A 17,084-nucleotide genomic window follows, 5' to 3' on the forward strand; every position below is an offset into this window, starting at 1 on the left:
AGGTGACTGGTGGAGGTGACCGGTACTAATAGGCCGAGGGCTTGTCCTCAGTTGCTCGCGTCCACTGTGTTGGTTCTGAAACCACGAACAGCCCTATGCCGTTTCGGCGGTGTGGTGTGGGTGTTCACAGTTTCATAGTGTTTCGGTGGTTATAGCGTGAGGGAAACGCCCGGTTACATTCCGAACCCGGAAGCTAAGCCTTACAGCGCCGATGGTACTGCAGGGGGGACCCTGTGGGAGAGTAGGACGCCGCCGAACAATTCTTCAAGAAAACCCCGTACCGGTTCCGGTACGGGGTTTTCTGCGTTCCGGCCCCCGGCTCTCCGTAGAGAGCCCCAGGAATCCGTCACAGGCGTCCCGCCGCTTTGAGGGCGAGATAGGCATCCGCCAGCGCCGGAGCCAGGTCGTCCGGTGCCGCGTCGACGACCGTCACCCCGTGCCGGCGGAGTTGCTCCGCCGTGCGGTGGCGTTCGCTCTGGGCCTGCGCGGCGGCCGCGGCCTCGTAGACCGCCTCCGTGCTTCCGCGGGCCGCGGCCATGCGGGCGACGAAGGGGTCCGCAACCGAGGCGACGAGGATCGTGTGGCGCTGCGTGAGCCGGGACAGGACCGGGAGCAGGCCCTCCTCCACAGGGGCCGCGTCGAGGCTGGTCAGCAGCACGATCAGGGAGCGGCGGGGGGCGGTCCGGAGAGCGGTGGAGGCCAGGCCGCGGGCGTCCAGTTCCACCAGTTCGGGTTCCAGCGTCGCCATCGCGTCGACGAGGGACGGGAGGACATCGCGCGCCGTGCGGCCCTGAATCAGGGCGCGGACCCGGCGGTCGTACGCGAGCAGGTCCACGCGGTCGCCGGCGCGGGCGGCGAGGGCTGCCAGGAGCAGGGCCGCGTCCATGGAAGCGTCCAGGCGCGGGGCGTCGCCCACGCGGCCGGCCGAGGTGCGGCCGGTGTCGAGGACCAGAAGGATGTGGCGGTCGCGTTCGGGGCGCCAGGTGCGGACCGCGACCGTGGTCTGCCGGGCCGTCGCGCGCCAGTCGATGGAGCGGGTGTCGTCACCGGGGACGTACTCGCGCAGGCTGTCGAACTCCGTGCCCTGGCCGCGGATGAGCACGCTGGTGCGGCCGTCCAGTTCGCGCAGGCGGGCCAGCTTGGAGGGGAGGTGCTTGCGGCTGGTGAACGGGGGCAGGACACGTACCGTCCAGGGGACCTGGTGGGTGCCCTGGCGGGTGAAGAGGCCGAGGGGGCCGTACGAGCGGACGGTGACGCGGTCGGCGTGGCGGTCGCCGCGGCGAGTCGGACGCAGCCGGGTCGTCACGCGTCGGCGTTCACCGGCGGGCACCGTCAGGCGGTGGCGGGAGGCCGCCACTTCCGTGCCGGGCTGCCAGCTGCTCGGGGGCCAGGCGTCGCGCAGGCGGGCGCGCAGTGGGCGGCGCGACGGATTGCTGATGGTCAGGGTGACGTCCGCGGCGTCGCCCAGGCGCACTGTCGTGTCACCGGAGCGGGTGAGGCCCAGGCGCCGCACCGGCGCGGCGAGCGCGAAGTCGCAGGCGCAGGCCACGGCCAGGGGCGCGTTCACGGCCAGGATGCCCGTCCAGCCGGGGGCCCAGATGCCGACGGGGAGGGAGCCGAGTGCCGCGAGGAGCGCGGCGCGTCCGGTGAAGGCCATCAGCGGGGGACGGGGACGTGGGCGAGGATGGCGTTGATGACGGAGTCGGCCGTCACGCCTTCCATCTCGGCCTCGGGGCGCAACTGGACACGGTGGCGGAGGGTGGGCAGAGCGAGCGCCTTGACGTCGTCGGGGATGACGTAGTCGCGGCCGGTGAGCCAGGCCCAGGCGCGCGCGGTGGCCAGAAGGGCCGTGGCGCCACGCGGGGAGACGCCGAGGGTGAGGGACGGCGACTCGCGGGTGGCCCGGCAGATGTCCACGACGTAGGCGGTGATCTCGGGGGAGACGGTCGTCTTGGCCACCGCGGCGCGGGCGGCCTCCAGGTCCGCCGGTCCCGCGACCGGGCGTACGCCGGCGGCGCGCAGGTCGCGCGGGTTGAAGCCCTCCGCGTGGCGGGTGAGGACGTCGATCTCGTCCTGGCGGGACGGCAGAGGGATCGTCAGCTTGAGCAGGAAGCGGTCCAGTTGGGCCTCGGGGAGGGGGTACGTGCCCTCGTACTCGACCGGGTTCTGGGTGGCTGCGACCAGGAACGGCTCGGGGAGCGGGCGGGGGGTGCCGTCAACCGTGACCTGGCGTTCCTCCATGGCTTCCAGGAGCGAAGACTGGGTCTTCGGCGGGGTGCGGTTGATCTCGTCGGCGAGGAGCAGGTTGGTGAAGACCGGGCCGGGCTGGAATGAGAACTCGGCCGTGCGGGCGTCGTAGACGAGGGAGCCGGTGACGTCGCTGGGCATCAGGTCGGGGGTGAACTGGACACGCTTCGTGTCCAGTTCGAGTGCGGATGCGAGGGCGCGGACGAGCAACGTTTTGGCGACCCCGGGGACTCCTTCAAGTAGTACGTGTCCGCGGCAGAGCAGGGCGACGACGAGGCCGGTCACGGCGGGGTCCTGGCCGACCACGGCTTTGGCGATCTCGGCGCGCAGGGCCTCCAGGGAGGCGCGGGCTCTGCCCGGATCCCCGGCGTACCCGGCGTTGTCAGTGGTCGGGTCCATCATGGACGGCGTACCTCTCTTTCGAGGGCGTCGAGTCGGTCGGCGAGGGTGATGAGGGCCGCGTCATCGCTGGGCGGCGGCCCGAAGAGGAGGGAGTGCAGGGCCTGTCCGTCGCCGTGGAGGCGGGCGGACAGGGCGGGGAGCAGGGTCTCGGGCGCGTGCGCCTGGGAGACGGGGACACCCGCGAGAGGGGCCAGGCGGATGCGGGTGGCGGAGCGCAGAGCGGCGGCCGCGCGGTCACGGGCGTTCGCCTTGCGGTAGAGGCGGGAGCGGCCTTCGACGGTTTCGGAGGCGCGGATCGCCACAGGGAGCTTCTCGGGCACGAGGGGGCCGAGCCGGCGTGCCCGCCAGAGAGCGGCGAGGGCGGCCGCGACGAAGAGCTGCAGGGTGCCCCAGAGCCAGCCGGAGGGCAGCAGTTCGAAGAAGCCCTTCTCGTCGTCCGGTTCGGCGGCCGAGGTGTCGGAGAGCGAGGGGAGGTACCAGACCAGATGGGGACGGGAGCCGAGGAGCTGGAGGGCGAGCGAGGCGTTGCCCGCCTTGTCCAGTCGTTCGTTGAAGAGGATGTCGGGCGCGCCGAGGACGATGGTGTCGCCGTGCCCCGAGGCCTCCGGGATGCGCAGCAGGGTGGCCAGGCGCTCGCTGGGGTAGCACTTGTCGGCGCCGAGGTGGGTGGTGGTGTAGCGGATGCCGCCGGTGTCGGCGCTGCCGGCGCGGCGGGCGGCGAGCAGGGAGCAGTCGGGAGAGAGGGTGGAACCGATGCTGGTGGCGGGGTCCGCGGTGACGCCGGGGGCGAGCTTCTCGACGGACGCGCTGCCGGCGGCGACCAGGACCGTGCGCCCGCCGGAGCCGGCGGTCGCGGAGCGCAGCAGTGTCTGCTGCCGGTGCGTCAGCAGGTCGGGGACGGCGATCAGGAGGGTCGTGTCCGGGGCGGCCGCTGCACGCGCCTGATCCAGGGTGCTGACCACGCGCGTGGACACGCCGCGGTCGGCGAGCAGTTCGGCGACGGCACGGCTGCCGTACGGGTCGGCGGAGCGCGGGTCGAGCGTGCCGTGCCGGGTGTCCGAGCGGATCACGGCGATGGCGACGGCGGCCACGAGCAGCAGCGCGACGGCGACCGCGATGCCGCGCGCGCGGGTCCACCAGCGGCGTGCGGTGGGCGGGGCCGAGGCGGTCGGGAGTGTGGTCCCGGGGGTCATTCGGCGGCTCCCCGGCGGGTGTCGTGGGCCGTCGCGGCGGCCGCGAGCCGGGGCCTGGCGCGCTCGAGCTCGCGGTCGAGTTCGGCGATGCGGTGGTACGACTGCTCGCTCGCCCTGCGTCCGCCGTACGTCACGTCGTCGAAGTCGCGGGCGGCGGCGCGCAGCCGGTCCGCGTGGGTGGGCAGCGCGCGGCCCGCCTCCGCGGCCGCCTCGTCGGCGGTGCGGCCGGGCCGGTCGTCGAGCAGGGCGCGCTCCTCCAGGGAGCGGACGATGGCGCGCATGCGTTCCTGGACGGCCTGGCTCCAGTGGCCCTGGGCGGCGTGGGCCTCGGCGGCCGCGCGATGCTCCGCCGCGCTGCGCGGACGGTCGTCGAACAGGGCGGCGGCGGAGGCGGGGCCGCGGCGCGGAGTGCCCAGGCGCCACCACAGCGCACCGAGCACGGCGAGTACGGCCACCACGATGACGACCAGGCCGAGCGTGCCCCCGGGCGCCGCGGTGGAGGCCGAGCCGAGCAGCTTGTCGACCCAGTCCCAGAAGGCGTTGAGGGCCCGCTGGAGCCAGCTGGGGTCGTTCTCGTGGTACATGCGCTTGGACAGCTCGCGCCGGGCCGCCTCCCGCGCGGGATCGCGCGGGGTCGTCACCGGCGGTTCGTCACCGGATCCGAGCGTGGACAGCACGGACGTGAGGACACCCCCCGTCAGGCTCACCGCATCAGCCTCCCGAGCCGGTGCCGTAGCCCTGCAGGCCCGCCGCGCGGGCGAGTTCGAGGTCGAGGGCCTCGCGGCGGATGCGCTGGTCGACGTAGAGGAGGACGGTGACGCCCGCCGTGATGGGGAAGGTGATCATCGAGCCGATCACCGCGCCGATCCCGCTGATGACGAGGAAGGCCCAGCCGGGGTTGCCGCCGGTGTTGTTCAGGAAGAAGGCGATGCCGCCGTCGGCGAACAGGGCCGCGAGGACCGTGAAGGGGATGACGACGATCGACGCGACGATGTTCGCGATGACCGTCGCGAGCAGCTGGATGCCGAAGACGCGCCACCAGGAGCCGCGGACCAGCTTCGCGGAGCGGCTCATCGCCTTCTTGATGCCCTGCTTCTCCAGCATCAGCGCGGGCGAGGCCAGCGAGAAGCGGATCATCAGCCACAGCGCGACCACGCCGGCGCCGAGGGTGCCCAGGACGCCGAGCGCGGCGCCCGCGTCGCCGGATCCCGACACGGCCACGAGGATGCCGGGCAAGGCGCCGCCGAGGACGATGCCGAACGTGATGAGCAGCAGCAGGAAGATCAGGCCGAACAGCTTCACCACCTGCGGGCGGGCGTCGCGCCAGGCCTCGCCGGTGGTGACCGGCTTGCCGAGCACCGCCCGGCTGGTGACGGTCGTGAGCAGGGCGGTCGCCGCGATCGTGCCGAGCAGGGAGATCAGGAAGACGACGCCGGTGTTGAGCATGGTGTCGCCCAGGGCGCGCGTCAGCTCGCTCAGGGTGGCGCTCGGGTCGTTCAGTGCCTCGGTGCCGGCTCGGTCGTAGAGGAACAGGCCCTCGAGCAGGATGACGACGACCTGCACCACGACCGCGACGGTCAGCGAGATGCCGAGGACGGTGCGCCAGTGGGTGCGCATGGTGGAGACCGCGCCGTCGAGGATCTCGCCCACGCCGAGCGGACGCAGCGGGATCACGCCTGGCTTCGCCGCGGGCGGGGGACCGCCCCAGCCGCCGCCCCAGCCGCCGTAGGGGACGTGGCCGGGAGCGCCCTGGCCGCCGGGGGCGACCGGGGGCCGGCCGCCCCAGCCCGGGCCGGGCGGCGGAGGCGGCGGGGCTTGGCCCGGGCTCGCCGGACCGGAGGGGGCGGACCACTGGCCTGCGGGCGGCTGCTCCTTGGACCACTTCACGCCCGGTGCCTGCGGGTCCGTGACCGGCTGGTCGGCGGGTTCCGCGGGGCGGTCGCCGGGCTCGGCAGGGCCGGACGCGCCGGGCTCCTGCCCCTCGGACGGGGCGGATCCGGGCGAGGCCCAGCCCGGAGTGTCTTTCATCGTCGCTCCTTCACGGTGCCCGTCCGCGGGCGCGGCGGCAGTTCGGCTGCCATCGTGCCATGGGGCGGTCGTCGAGGTGCCGGCCGCGGTAGGGGGTGCGGAGCTTCAATTGTCTGCCGGAAAACGGGCAGACTGACCGCATGGCTGATCAGTACGCGCATTCCGGCGAGGACAGCAGGCCGACCGAGATCCCGGCGATCCGCTGGGAGGAGCCACCGGAAGGCCCCGTGGTGGTGCTCCTGGACCAGACGAGGCTGCCGGCAGAGGAGGTCGAGCTGGTCTGTACGGACGCCTCCGCGCTGGTGGAGGCGATCCGTTCGCTCGCCGTGCGCGGGGCGCCGCTGCTCGGCATCGCCGGGGCGTACGGCGTCGCGCTCGCCGCCGCGCGCGGTTTCGAGGTGGACGACGCGGCGGCCGCCCTGGCGGGTGCCCGGCCCACCGCGGTGAACCTCTCCGTCGGCGTGCGCAGAGCCCAGGCCGCGTACCGGGCCGAGTTCGCCAGGAGCGGCGATCCCGCGCAGGCCGCGGCGGCGGCGCTGGCGGCCGCGCGGCAGCTGCACCAGCAGGACGCGGAGGCCAGCGCCCGGATGGCCGAGCGCGGTCTGGCGTTGCTGGAGGAGCTGCTGCCCGGCGGCGGGCACCGGATCCTCACCCACTGCAACACCGGCTCGCTGGTGTCGGGCGGCGAGGGTACGGCGTTCGCGGTCGCGCTCGCGGCGCACCGGGCGGGCAAGCTGCGGCGGCTGTGGGTGGACGAGACGCGTCCGCTGCTGCAGGGCGCGCGCCTGACGGCGTACGAGGCGGCCCGCAGCGGGATGGCGTACACCCTGCTCACGGACAACGCGGCGGGTTCGCTGTTCGCGGCCGGCGAGGTGGACGCGGTGCTGATCGGGGCGGACCGCATCGCCGCCGACGGTTCGGTGGCGAACAAGGTGGGGAGCTATCCGCTCGCGGTGCTCGCCCGGTACCACCACGTGCCCTTCGTCGTGGTGGCGCCGGTGACGACGGTGGATCCGGACACGCCGGACGGGGCGTCCATCGAGGTGGAGCAGCGGCCCGGGTTCGAGGTCACCGAGATCATGGCGCCGCAGATGCCGGTGACCGGCGTGGGAGGCGGGCTTCCGGTCGCACCTCTGGGGACGCAGGCGTACAACCCGGCGTTCGACGTGACGCCGCCCGAGCTGATCACGGCGATCGTCACGGAGGAGGGCGCCGTGTCGCCCGTGACCGCCGAGGCGCTCGCGGAGCTGTGTGCCAGGTCACGGCAGGTGAGCATCGGTTAGCCGAACAGGGGGGCATCGGCCGGTCGGCGGGGGTACGGACCGCGGGGCTCGGCGGGGAGCGGCGGACACCTGCTCCCGCGGCGTCCCCTGCCTGCGGCCGCACCCGGCGGACGAGGGCAGACAGCAACGACCCCATACGACTATCGTCACGGGCCAGTGACCTCTCTCACCAGCGCCCCGGTCACTGTTACGAGAATGGGATGATGTCGTTTATGAAGGGACGAGTCCTCGTCGTCGACGACGACACCGCACTGGCCGAGATGCTCGGCATCGTGCTGCGTGGTGAAGGTTTTGAACCGTCTTTCGTAGCCGACGGCGACAAGGCGCTGGCCGCGTTCCGTGAGTCCAAGCCCGACCTGGTGCTGCTGGACCTGATGCTGCCCGGACGGGACGGCATCGAGGTGTGCCGTCTGATCAGGGCGGAGTCCGGGGTGCCGATCGTGATGCTCACGGCCAAGAGCGACACGGTCGACGTCGTCGTCGGCCTGGAGTCGGGCGCGGACGACTACATCGTGAAGCCGTTCAAGCCGAAGGAGCTGGTCGCCCGGATCCGGGCGCGCCTGCGCCGGTCGGAGGAACCGGCGCCGGAGCAGCTCGCCATCGGCGACCTGGTCATCGACGTGGCCGGGCACTCCGTCAAGCGGGACGGGCAGTCGATCGCGCTGACGCCGCTGGAGTTCGACCTGCTGGTCGCGCTCGCGCGCAAGCCGTGGCAGGTCTTCACACGCGAGGTGCTGCTCGAGCAGGTGTGGGGCTACCGGCACGCCGCCGACACCCGCCTGGTCAACGTGCACGTCCAGAGGCTGCGCTCGAAGGTCGAGAAGGACCCGGAGCGGCCGGAGATCGTGGTGACCGTCCGTGGCGTCGGGTACAAGGCGGGACCCAGCTGATATGTCCGGTGACAGTGCCGCTTCGGAGCCCGGGCCGGGCGGGGCCCGCGCCGGGCGGCCTGTCGGCCGGAACGCGGCGGCGGGTTCCCGTCGGCGACGCCTCTTCGAGGGCGGGCTGCTGCAGGGCGGCGTCCAGGGCAGTCCTGTCCTGCGGCTGCTCCTGCGGTGGGTACGGCGGCCGCTGCTGCCGGTGATGCGGCTGTGGCGGCGCAACATCCAGCTGAAGATCGTCGTCACGACGCTGCTGATGTCCCTGGGCGTCGTCCTGCTGCTGGGCTTCGTCGTCATCGGGCAGGTGCGCAACGGCCTGCTGGACGCCAAGGTGAAGGCCTCGCAGAGCCAGGCGACCGGAGGGTTCGCGGTGGCCAAGCAGAAGGCCGACGAGGCCGCCTCCGGCACCGTCGACGACGGCACCGCGGCCGACGGCCGCCCCACGCAGAACCTCACCCCGTGGATGAGCGAACTGGTGTCCTCCCTGTCCAGCGGCGGCCAGGGCGCCTTCGACGTGGTCACCCTGCCCGTGGGCGACGACAGCGGCGGCGGACGCGGCCCGCGCGCCTCCGGGTACGTCGACCCGTCGGTCAGCGTGCCCGACGCTCTGCGCGCGCGGATCGACAAGAGCACCGCGGCCGCCCAGAGCTACACCCGCATCGTCTACAGCAACGGCAAGGAATCGCAGCCGGCGCTGGTCATCGGCAAGCAGGTCAACGACCCCAACGGCGACCCCTACCAGCTCTACTACCTCTTCCCGCTCACGCAGGAGGAGAGGTCGCTGAGCCTGGTCAAGGGCACGCTGGCGACCGCCGGACTGTTCGTCGTCGTCCTGCTCGGGGCGATCGCCTGGCTGGTGGTGCGGCAGGTCGTCACGCCCGTGCGGATGGCGGCCGGCATCGCCGAGCGGCTGTCGGCCGGGCGGCTGCAGGAACGCATGAAGGTCACCGGCGAGGACGACATCGCGCGGCTCGGCGAGGCCTTCAACAAGATGGCGCAGAACCTGCAGCTGAAGATCCAGCAGCTGGAGGACCTGTCGCGGATGCAGCGGCGGTTCGTGTCGGACGTGTCCCACGAGCTGCGGACGCCGCTGACGACCGTACGCATGGCCGCGGACGTCATCCACGAGGCCCGGGAGGACTTCGACCCGGTGACCGCGCGGTCGGCGGAACTGCTCGCCGACCAGCTGGACCGCTTCGAGTCGCTGCTCGCGGATCTGCTGGAGATCAGCCGCTTCGACGCGGGCGCGGCGGCCCTGGAGGCGGAACCGATAGACCTCAGGGAGGTCGTGCGGCGCGTGGTCAGCGGCGCCGAGCCGCTCGCGGAGCGCAAGGGCACGAAGATCCGGGTCGTCGGCGACCAGCAGCCCGTCGTCGCCGAGGCGGACGCCCGGCGGGTGGAGCGGGTGCTGCGCAATCTCGTCGTCAACGCGGTGGAGCACGGCGACGGCAAGGACGTCGTCGTCAAGCTCGCCGCGGCGGGCGGGGCGGTCGCGATCGCGGTGCGCGACTACGGCGTCGGGCTCAAGCCCGGTGAGGCGACCCGCGTCTTCAGCCGTTTCTGGCGGGCCGACCCGGCACGCGCGCGTACCACGGGCGGTACCGGCCTGGGGCTGTCCATCGCGCTGGAGGACGCGCGGCTGCACGGCGGCTGGCTGCAGGCGTGGGGTGAGCCGGGCGGCGGGTCGCAGTTCCGGCTTACGCTGCCGCGCACGGCGGACGAGCCGCTGCGTGGCTCCCCGATCCCCCTGGAGCCCAAGGACTCGCGGCGCAACCGCGGGCTCAACGGCGCCGGGCTGCCGCGCGGGGGCGGCGGGAAGACGGCGACGGTGCCCGTGCAGCCGGCCGAGATGTCGTCGCTGACCCCGCGGCTGGGCGGCCCGGCCCCCACCGCCGACCCGACCGCGCTGCCCGGGAACGGCGCGCGCGTGGTCTCCCGGCCCGTCCGGGGCACGCGAGGACGGGGAGACGGACAGACCGGGACCGGGGGCTCCGCCGGGGAGGGAGCGCGCTCCGGGAACGAGGCATCCGCCAGGGACGGGGCATCCGCCAGGGACGGGGCATCCGCCAGGGACGGGGGGCCCGCCGCTGACGGGGCGCGCGACGAGACCGCGAGCCGTCCGGATGCCGCTCCGCAGGACTCGAACAGGGAAGGGAAGGCGGCTCGTGGGCGCTGACCGCGAGGGGGGCGCCCGGCGCATGCCGGCGCGCGCGGTGGCGTACGCCACCTGTGGTGCCGTACTGCTGACGGGGTGCGCCTCGATGCCCGACAGCGGGGATCTGCGCGGCGTCGACTCCACCCCGCGGCAGGACACCCAGGTGCGGGTGTTCGCCGTGCCGCCGCAGGACAACGCCCCGCCCCCGGACATCGTCTCGGGTTTCCTGGAGGCGCTGACCAGCGACGACCCCGACTACTCCACGGCGCGCCTGTACCTGACGGGCAAGGCGTCGCACATGTGGCGGCCGGGCCTGTCCACCACGGTCCTCGCGGACGGTCCGGGCACCGATCCCGACCGCTCGGACGCCCGGGAGGACACGGACGAGCTGTCGTTCACGCTGACCGGCACAAAGGTCGCCACGGTGGACGCGCAGCAGTCCTACCGGCCGGCCGAGGGCAGCTACCACGCGCTGGTGCACCTCACGCGGAATCGGAAGACCAACCAGTGGCGCATCGACCGGCTGCCGCAGGGCCTGGTGATGGGCAAGTCGGACTTCCAGCGCAACTACATGTCCGTCAACAAGTACTACTTCGCCTCGAACACCGCCACGGGCAGCGAGACGCAGGCCGCGGCCGTCGCCGACCCGGTGTACGTGCGGCGGCGCGTGGATCCCATGACTCAGGTGGTGCGCTCCCTGCTCAACGGGCCCACGACCTGGCTCGACCCCGTGGTCCGGACGAGTTTCCCCACCGGCGCGGCCCTGGAGAAGGGCGTCGCCTCGCTGGCGCCCGACGACCGGAGCAAGCTCACCGTGCCGCTGAACGGCAAAGCCGCCCGGGTGGGCACCGGCATGTGCCGCGAGATGGCGGCCCAGTTGCTGCTCACGCTGCAGAACCTCACGCCGGCGGTCGACCAGGTCGAGCTGCGCTCCGGCGGCTCGCGCCTGTGCTCGCTCGGCGAGGAGCGGGTCGACGACGTGGCCGCGCCCGCTTCCGCTCAGCACCCTTCCTACCTGTACTTCATCGACGGCAAGAACAGGCTCGTACGGATAGCCGCCGGCAGCAGCGGGACCAACGCCAGCGCGGTGCCGGGGGCACTGGGCGAGGGCGGCAAGGCGCTGCGCTCGGTGGCCGTGGCACGCGACGAGCGCACCGCGGCCGCGGTCACCGCCGACGGCCAGGCGTTGTACGTGGCGTCGCTGGTGTCGGGCGGATCGCTCGGGGATCCCGTGCTGGTCAGCCACGGCAAGACGGAGGACGACCGGCTGACGGCGCCCAGCTGGGACGCGCACGGCGACCTCTGGGTGGCCGACCGGGACCCCGGCGCCCCGCGCCTGCTGCTGCTGGAGCAGGGCAGGGACGAGCCGCTGGTGGTGACGACCTCGGGGCTGGACGGGCGCATCGAGGACGTGCGGGTGGCAGCCGACGGGGTGCGGATCGCGTTGGTGGTGGCCAAGGGCAAGAAGAAGTCCCTGCTCATCGGGCGGATCGAACGACACGCGGACACGGATGAGCGGGCGGTGTTCTCGGTGGTCGGACTGCGCTCCGCGACACCGGAGCTGGAGGACGTCACGGCCATGTCGTGGGCCGGTGACACCCGGCTCGTGGTGGCCGGGCGCGAGCAGGGCGGCGTGCAGACCATGCGGTACGTCCAGGTCGACGGCTCCACGCCGGAAATGGCGGCGCCCGCGGCGCTGACGGGGGTCAAGGAGATCACCGCGGCGGAGGACGACGGGCTGCCGCTGGTGGCGTACTCCGAGGACGACGGGATCGTCCGGCTGCCGTCGGGGGCGCAGTGGCAGAAGGTGGTCACGGACGGGAGGGCGCCGGTCTATCCGGGGTGAACCGCCGGTGCGGTCCGGGGCCGGCGGCCGGGTCTCGCTGGTTGTCCACAGGGGTGGCCGGCCGGGTCTCGCTGGTTGTCCACAGGGGTGGCCGGCCGGCTTCGATGTCGGCACAGTGGTGGGCATGCGGGGGTGGTGGCAGGACCTCACCGACCTGGTGCTGCCGGCCGAGTGCGGAGGCTGCGGGATGCCTCGCACGGCTCTCTGTCCCGAGTGCCGTGCCGCCCTGGACGGGGCCGTACCGAGCCGGGTGCGACCGGTGCCGGAACCACCCGGGCTGCCCGTGGTGCACGCGGCCGCCCGGTACGCGGACGAGGTGCGGGCCGTGCTGCTGGCCCACAAGGAGCGCGGCGCGCTGGCACTCGCGGCGCCGCTGGGGACCGCTTTGGCAGAGGCGGTCCGGGCGGGGCTGCGGGAGGCACGGCGAAGCGGCCGCGGAACCGCGCGCCGTGACGGTCCCTTGCTGCTGGTCCCCGTGCCGTCCGCCCGTGCCGCCGTGCGGGCGCGGGGGCACGACCCGGCGCGGCGGATCGCGCTCGCGGCGGCGGGCGAGCTGCGCCGTACGGGGACGCCGGCCCGGGTGCTGGCCGTGCTGCGGCAGCGGCGTGCCGTGGCCGACCAGTCGGGGCTCGACGCGCGGCAGCGGCTCGACAACCTCGCCGACGCACTGGCCGTGGTGCCGGGCGGTGCGCGGCTGCTGCGCGGAGGACAGGTGGTGCTGGTCGACGACCTGATGACGACGGGCGCCTCCTTGGCGGAGGCGGCACGCGCCGTGCGGGCGGCGCGGTCGGAGCGGGAGCGGCACGAGCCGCCGACGACTGGCGGCGGGAGGGGCCGCGGGCGGGTTCCGCAGACCGTGGAGATGACGGCCGTGTACCCGGCCGCAACTCGGGAAGGCAGAAAGGAACGAACAACCGGAACAGGGAACGAGGGCGCCGTAACGGGGAACGAAGGCGTCGGCCGCGGCCGAAGAGCGCCCGGAACGACAGAGGCGGAGGCGGCCGGCCCGGATGCCGTGGTGTGCGCGGCCGTGGTCGCCGCACCGCCGGATTCTTTTGAAATAAACCGGAACTGACTGTGAACGCGCGTCGTTGCAGGCAACGAGAGCATCAAATCACCGGAACGGAGGTACGGCGCAGTAGAGGGTGACGACATCCGTCCGGGCGAGATATGTTCAGTTGTGAGGGAAAGGCCCAGGCCATACCCCTCCTGAGCGAATGCCGCGCTGCGGGATTTGCACCATCACCCGTGCCGGTGGGGTGGGGATCTTGCCCATGGGGGAGGAGGAGGTGGAAGTCACCGAGTCCGAGATTCCGGAACTCACCGGAATCTGGTGCACAAGGGAGATGCTCCGCCGCCGAAGCGGAGCAATCCGGGAACGGAGTTCTGCGTGGACATCGTCGTCAAGGGCCGCAAGACCGAGGTGCCCGAGCGGTTCCGCAAGCACGTGGCCGAGAAGCTGAAGCTGGAGAAGATCCAGAGGCTCGATGCCAAGGTGATCAGCCTCGACGTCGAGGTGTCCAAGGAGCCGAACCCCCGACAGGCCGACCGCTGCGACCGGGTGGAGATCACGCTCCGCTCCCGCGGTCCGGTGATCCGGGCGGAGGCGGCGGCCAGCGATCCGTACGCAGCCCTCGACCTGGCCGCGGAGAAGCTGGACGCCCGGCTGCGCAAGCAGCACGACAAGCGGTTCTCGCGCCGTGGCGCACGCAGGATCTCGGCAGCCGAGGTCCCCGATCACGTCCCGGACGCGGCGACGCTCAACGGGAACGGCGGCACCGTCTACGAGGAGGAGTCGGACGGTGTGCCCACGAAGAAGATCGGCTCGCTGGAAGTGAAGGGGGAAGGACCCCTCGTCGTACGCGAGAAGACTCACGTTGCCTCACCGATGACGCTCGACCAGGCCCTCTACGAGATGGAACTGGTCGGCCACGACTTCTATCTGTTCGTCGACTCCGAGACCAAGGAACCGAGTGTCGTCTACCGGCGGCATGCCTATGACTACGGCGTCATCCACCTCAGCACCGACCCGATGGTCGCCCAGGCGCAAATCCCCGGCGCGGGCGGCACCGTGGGTGAGTGACCGCGCGGTCGAGCGGTGAACCGGTGCCCCTGGAGCGCGTGTGCGCCCCCAGGGGCACCCGCGTGCGACCACTTCGCGCCCCGCTCCGTCACCGCGTTGCCGCCCAGGCATGGAATCATGGCGACAACGGCCCAACGGGTGGGCCGTTGCCTTGGGTTGGCGATGGCACAGGACCACAGGCCACAGCCTTCAGGGGGAGGAACGATGGCGGACAGCTTCGGACCGATGCATGACGAGGATGCCGACGACGGCGTCATCGGCATGGGCCCGGACGCGGGCACCTCACGCAAGGAGCCGATCAGAGTCCTTGTCGTGGACGACCACGCCCTGTTCCGCCGCGGCCTGGAGATCGTGCTCGCCGCCGAGGAGGACATCCAGGTCGTCGGCGAGGCGGGAGACGGCGCGGAGGCCGTCGACAAGGCCGCCGACCTGCTGCCGGACATCGTGCTGATGGACGTCCGCATGCCCAAGCGGGGCGGGATCGAGGCCTGCACCTCGATCAAGGAGGTGGCCCCCAGCGCCAAGATCATCATGCTGACGATCAGCGACGAGGAAGCCGACCTCTACGACGCGATCAAGGCGGGCGCGACCGGCTATCTCCTCAAGGAGATCTCCACGGACGAGGTGGCCACCGCCATCCGGGCGGTGGCCGACGGGCAGTCGCAGATCAGCCCGTCCATGGCGTCGAAGCTGCTCACCGAGTTCAAGTCGATGATCCAGCGCACCGACGAGCGCCGGCTCGTGCCCGCGCCGCGGCTGACCGACCGCGAACTGGAAGTCCTCAAACTCGTCGCCACGGGCATGAACAACCGTGACATCGCCAAGGAGTTGTTCATCTCCGAGAACACCGTGAAGAACCACGTGCGCAACATCCTGGAGAAGCTGCAGCTGCACTCCAGGATGGAGGCCGTGGTGTACGCGATGCGGGAGAAGATCCTCGAGATCCGCTAGCAGAAGCAGGCGAGCGGGCGGGCGAGCGGATCAGGCCAGCAGGCGGGCGAGTTCCGTCACCAGGGGCTCGCGCAGGTGCGCCGCGTCCACCCGCTCGACACGCACGTCCGTGCACTCCACCCAGCCCGCCGCCTCCACCAGGGCCTGCGCCACCGCCGGAACCGCCTTGGCGCCGTCCACGGTGACCTGCCTGGCCACCAGCGTGCGGCCCTCGCGGGCGGGGTCCACCCGGCCGACCAGGCGGCCGCCGGCGAGCACCGGCATCGCGAAGTAGCCGTACACCCGCTTCGGCTTGGGGACGTAGGCCTCCAGGCGGTGGGTGAAGCCGAAGATCCGTTCCGTGCGCGCCCGTTCCCAGATCAGGGAGTCGAAGGGGGACAGCAGCGTGGTGCGGTGGCGGCCGCGCGGGGGTGTCCCGAGGGCCGCGGGGTCGGCCCAGGCCGGCTTGGACCAGCCCTCGACCGTGACCGGTACCAGGCCCGAGTCCGCGATCACCGCGTCGACCTGCTCGCCCTTGAGGCGGTGGTAGTCGGCGATGTCCGCGCGGGTGCCGACCCCGAGGGACTGACCCGCCAGGCGGACCAGGCGGCGCAGGCACTCCGCGTCGTCCAGACCGTCGTGCAGCAGCGGGCCGGGGATCGCGCGCTCGGCGAGGTCGTACACCCGCTTCCAGCCGCGGCGGCGCACACACACCACCTCGCCGTACATCAGCGCACGCTCGACGGCGACCTTGGAGCCGGACCAGTCCCACCACTCGCTGGTCCGCTTCGCGCCGCCCAACTCGGTGGCCGTCAGCGGGCCTTCGGCGCTCAACTGCTTGATCACCCGGTCGTAGGCGCCGTCCGGGAGGGCGTGGTTCCAGTGCGGGCGAGCGCGGTAGGCGCGACGGCGGAAGGCGAAGTGCGGCCACTCCTCGACGGGGAGTATGCACGCCGCGTGCGACCAGTACTCGAAGGAGTGCGCCTGCACGGTGGGCGCGGCCCAGTAGGCGTCCTCGACCGTCCTGCGGCCCACCGCGCCGAGGCGGGCGTAGGGGATGAGTTCGTGGGAGCGGGCCAGGACGGAGATCGTGTCCAGCTGGACCGCGCCCAGGCGGCGCAGGATGCCGCGGACGCCGGCTCTGCGGTCGGGCGTGCCGAGGAGGCCCTGGGCGCGCAGGGCGATGCGGCGGGCCTCGTCGGCCGACAGGTCGATGGAGGGACGCGGGGTCGTCATGGTCGGCACGATAGGGGCCGGCACTGACAGTCCGGCGTGAGCTGCGGCTTCCGGCGACGTGCCGGAACCGTGCCAGGGCGGCTAGGACGGCGCCGGAACATAGGGGGCGGTGGACGGCAGGCCCAGGTCCGACGGGAGCAGGGAGCCCACCCAGCAGTCGCGTCGCACCCCCTTGTTGTCGACGGCGGAACGCAGGGTGCCCTCGATGGTGAAGCCCGCGCGCCGCGCCACCGCCAGGGAGGCGGCGTTGCCGACCTCCGCCCGCCATTCCACGCGGCCGACCGACAGGCGGGTGAAGGCCCAGCGGGAGGCGGCGAGGACGGCCTCGGTGACGTAGCCGTTGCCGCGGTGTTCCTTGGCGGCCCAGAAACCGATCTCGCCCACGCCCATGGAGCGCATCGTGATGCCGAGCATGCCGGTCAGGGCGCCGTCGGGCAGGAAGGCGCCGAAGGTGAACATGGAGCCGTTCGCCCAGCCGTCGGGCGCCATCTGCCGGGTGAAGCTGCGCGCGTGCTCGGGCAGGTAGGGGGAGGGGACGGTGGTCCAGCGCTGGATGTCCGGGTCCTGCGCCGCGGCGTACACGGCGTCGGCGTCCTGCGGGCCGACGGTGCGCAGGAGGAGTCGGGGCGTCGTGAGCGTCACGGGTTCCATCGGCCGATTCTGCGGCGCGGCCGGCGAGGACGCCATCCATTTCCATCCGTGAGCGGGTGATCACAATTCGCGCAATTCTTCGGCGTGGCGCGGCACCATCCGCGAGGTCCGGCCGTTGTCCCCTTTGAAGAAGATTTGAATCAGTGCGC

The 17,084-nt window shown here is 72.6% G+C and carries 14 protein-coding genes and 1 rRNA gene; 8 read left to right on the forward strand and 7 right to left on the reverse strand.

Going from position 1 to position 17,084, the window contains the following annotated elements:
- Positions 1 to 141 precede the first annotated feature (141 nt).
- Positions 142 to 258, forward strand: a 5S ribosomal RNA gene (gene rrf / locus AB0G63_RS21310).
- Positions 259 to 346: 88 nt separating this feature from the next.
- On the opposite strand, the gene AB0G63_RS21315 is transcribed toward rrf, so the two are convergent.
- The 5 genes from AB0G63_RS21315 to AB0G63_RS21335 are packed head-to-tail and all read right to left on the reverse strand — an operon-like array spanning position 347 to position 5,870.
- Entirely contained in the window at positions 347 to 1,657 is a 1,311-nt protein-coding gene (locus tag AB0G63_RS21315; protein WP_360752418.1) for a DUF58 domain-containing protein, read from the reverse strand.
- The gene (locus AB0G63_RS21320) at positions 1,657 to 2,646 is read right to left on the reverse strand and encodes a MoxR family ATPase (RefSeq protein WP_360752421.1); all 990 of its coding nucleotides are present in this window, start codon (positions 2,644 to 2,646) and stop codon (positions 1,657 to 1,659) included. Before AB0G63_RS21320 ends, AB0G63_RS21315 begins: the two co-directional genes overlap by 1 nt.
- On the reverse strand, positions 2,646 to 3,842 hold the full coding sequence (locus AB0G63_RS21325) for a DUF4350 domain-containing protein (RefSeq protein WP_360752424.1): 1,197 nt from the start codon (positions 3,840 to 3,842) through the stop codon (positions 2,646 to 2,648). Before AB0G63_RS21325 ends, AB0G63_RS21320 begins: the two co-directional genes overlap by 1 nt.
- Positions 3,839 to 4,549, reverse strand: coding sequence for a DUF4129 domain-containing protein (locus tag AB0G63_RS21330; RefSeq protein WP_360752428.1), 711 nt, complete (start codon positions 4,547 to 4,549; stop codon positions 3,839 to 3,841). Before AB0G63_RS21330 ends, AB0G63_RS21325 begins: the two co-directional genes overlap by 4 nt.
- 4 nt (positions 4,550 to 4,553) lie before the next feature.
- Complete coding sequence (locus AB0G63_RS21335) at positions 4,554 to 5,870, reverse strand: glycerophosphoryl diester phosphodiesterase membrane domain-containing protein (protein ID WP_360752430.1); 1,317 nt, start codon at positions 5,868 to 5,870, stop codon at positions 4,554 to 4,556.
- Between the two features lie 140 nt (positions 5,871 to 6,010).
- Between AB0G63_RS21335 and mtnA the strand changes: the two genes are divergently transcribed.
- The 7 genes from mtnA to AB0G63_RS21370 all read left to right on the forward strand — a co-directional run bounded on the left by mtnA (position 6,011) and on the right by AB0G63_RS21370 (position 15,069).
- Positions 6,011 to 7,153: an S-methyl-5-thioribose-1-phosphate isomerase gene (mtnA, locus tag AB0G63_RS21340; protein WP_360752433.1), complete on the forward strand. Its 1,143-nt coding sequence runs from the start codon at positions 6,011 to 6,013 to the stop codon at positions 7,151 to 7,153.
- 200 nt (positions 7,154 to 7,353) lie between these two features.
- Entirely contained in the window at positions 7,354 to 8,043 is a 690-nt protein-coding gene (gene mtrA, locus AB0G63_RS21345) for a two-component system response regulator MtrA (protein WP_187284748.1), read from the forward strand.
- Position 8,044: 1 nt separating this feature from the next.
- Positions 8,045 to 10,210 (forward strand): MtrAB system histidine kinase MtrB, encoded by a 2,166-nt coding sequence (mtrB, locus tag AB0G63_RS21350; RefSeq protein ID WP_360752436.1) that lies wholly within the window; start codon positions 8,045 to 8,047, stop codon positions 10,208 to 10,210.
- Positions 10,200 to 12,035 (forward strand): LpqB family beta-propeller domain-containing protein, encoded by a 1,836-nt coding sequence (locus tag AB0G63_RS21355; RefSeq protein ID WP_360752439.1) that lies wholly within the window; start codon positions 10,200 to 10,202, stop codon positions 12,033 to 12,035. The genes mtrB and AB0G63_RS21355 overlap by 11 nt, the downstream gene beginning before the upstream one ends.
- Before the next feature lie 124 nt (positions 12,036 to 12,159).
- Entirely contained in the window at positions 12,160 to 13,110 is a 951-nt protein-coding gene (locus AB0G63_RS21360) for a ComF family protein (RefSeq protein WP_360752442.1), read from the forward strand.
- Between the two features lie 315 nt (positions 13,111 to 13,425).
- Positions 13,426 to 14,118 (forward strand): ribosome-associated translation inhibitor RaiA, encoded by a 693-nt coding sequence (gene raiA, locus AB0G63_RS21365; protein ID WP_360752445.1) that lies wholly within the window; start codon positions 13,426 to 13,428, stop codon positions 14,116 to 14,118.
- Between the two features lie 204 nt (positions 14,119 to 14,322).
- Entirely contained in the window at positions 14,323 to 15,069 is a 747-nt protein-coding gene (locus tag AB0G63_RS21370) for a response regulator transcription factor (RefSeq protein ID WP_360752448.1), read from the forward strand.
- A gap of 30 nt (positions 15,070 to 15,099) precedes the next feature.
- On the opposite strand, the gene AB0G63_RS21375 is transcribed toward AB0G63_RS21370, so the two are convergent.
- Both AB0G63_RS21375 and AB0G63_RS21380 read right to left on the reverse strand, forming a co-directional pair.
- Positions 15,100 to 16,284: a crosslink repair DNA glycosylase YcaQ family protein gene (locus AB0G63_RS21375; protein WP_360752451.1), complete on the reverse strand. Its 1,185-nt coding sequence runs from the start codon at positions 16,282 to 16,284 to the stop codon at positions 15,100 to 15,102.
- Positions 16,285 to 16,365: 81 nt separating this feature from the next.
- Positions 16,366 to 16,935: a GNAT family N-acetyltransferase gene (locus AB0G63_RS21380; protein WP_360752453.1), complete on the reverse strand. Its 570-nt coding sequence runs from the start codon at positions 16,933 to 16,935 to the stop codon at positions 16,366 to 16,368.
- Positions 16,936 to 17,084: the final 149 nt, after the last annotated feature.

This window comes from Streptomyces sp. NPDC020996 (assembly GCF_040641355.1).
Classification (GTDB): domain Bacteria; phylum Actinomycetota; class Actinomycetes; order Streptomycetales; family Streptomycetaceae; genus Streptomyces.

Bases quoted from the DNA above. Each gene is read 5' to 3' on its own strand.
- AB0G63_RS21315 (WP_360752418.1), bottom strand. From the start codon at position 1,657: ATGGCCTTCACCGGACGCGCCGCGCTCCTCGCGGCACTCGGCTCCCTC.
- AB0G63_RS21320 (WP_360752421.1), bottom strand. From the start codon at position 2,646: ATGGACCCGACCACTGACAACGCCGGGTACGCCGGGGATCCGGGCAGA.
- AB0G63_RS21325 (WP_360752424.1), bottom strand. From the start codon at position 3,842: ATGACCCCCGGGACCACACTCCCGACCGCCTCGGCCCCGCCCACCGCA.
- AB0G63_RS21335 (WP_360752430.1), bottom strand. From the start codon at position 5,870: ATGAAAGACACTCCGGGCTGGGCCTCGCCCGGATCCGCCCCGTCCGAG.
- mtnA (WP_360752433.1), top strand. From the start codon at position 6,011: ATGGCTGATCAGTACGCGCATTCCGGCGAGGACAGCAGGCCGACCGAG.
- mtrA (WP_187284748.1), top strand. From the start codon at position 7,354: ATGATGTCGTTTATGAAGGGACGAGTCCTCGTCGTCGACGACGACACC.
- mtrB (WP_360752436.1), top strand. From the start codon at position 8,045: ATGTCCGGTGACAGTGCCGCTTCGGAGCCCGGGCCGGGCGGGGCCCGC.
- AB0G63_RS21360 (WP_360752442.1), top strand. From the start codon at position 12,160: ATGCGGGGGTGGTGGCAGGACCTCACCGACCTGGTGCTGCCGGCCGAG.
- AB0G63_RS21370 (WP_360752448.1), top strand. From the start codon at position 14,323: ATGGCGGACAGCTTCGGACCGATGCATGACGAGGATGCCGACGACGGC.
- AB0G63_RS21375 (WP_360752451.1), bottom strand. From the start codon at position 16,284: ATGACGACCCCGCGTCCCTCCATCGACCTGTCGGCCGACGAGGCCCGC.
- AB0G63_RS21380 (WP_360752453.1), bottom strand. From the start codon at position 16,935: ATGGAACCCGTGACGCTCACGACGCCCCGACTCCTCCTGCGCACCGTC.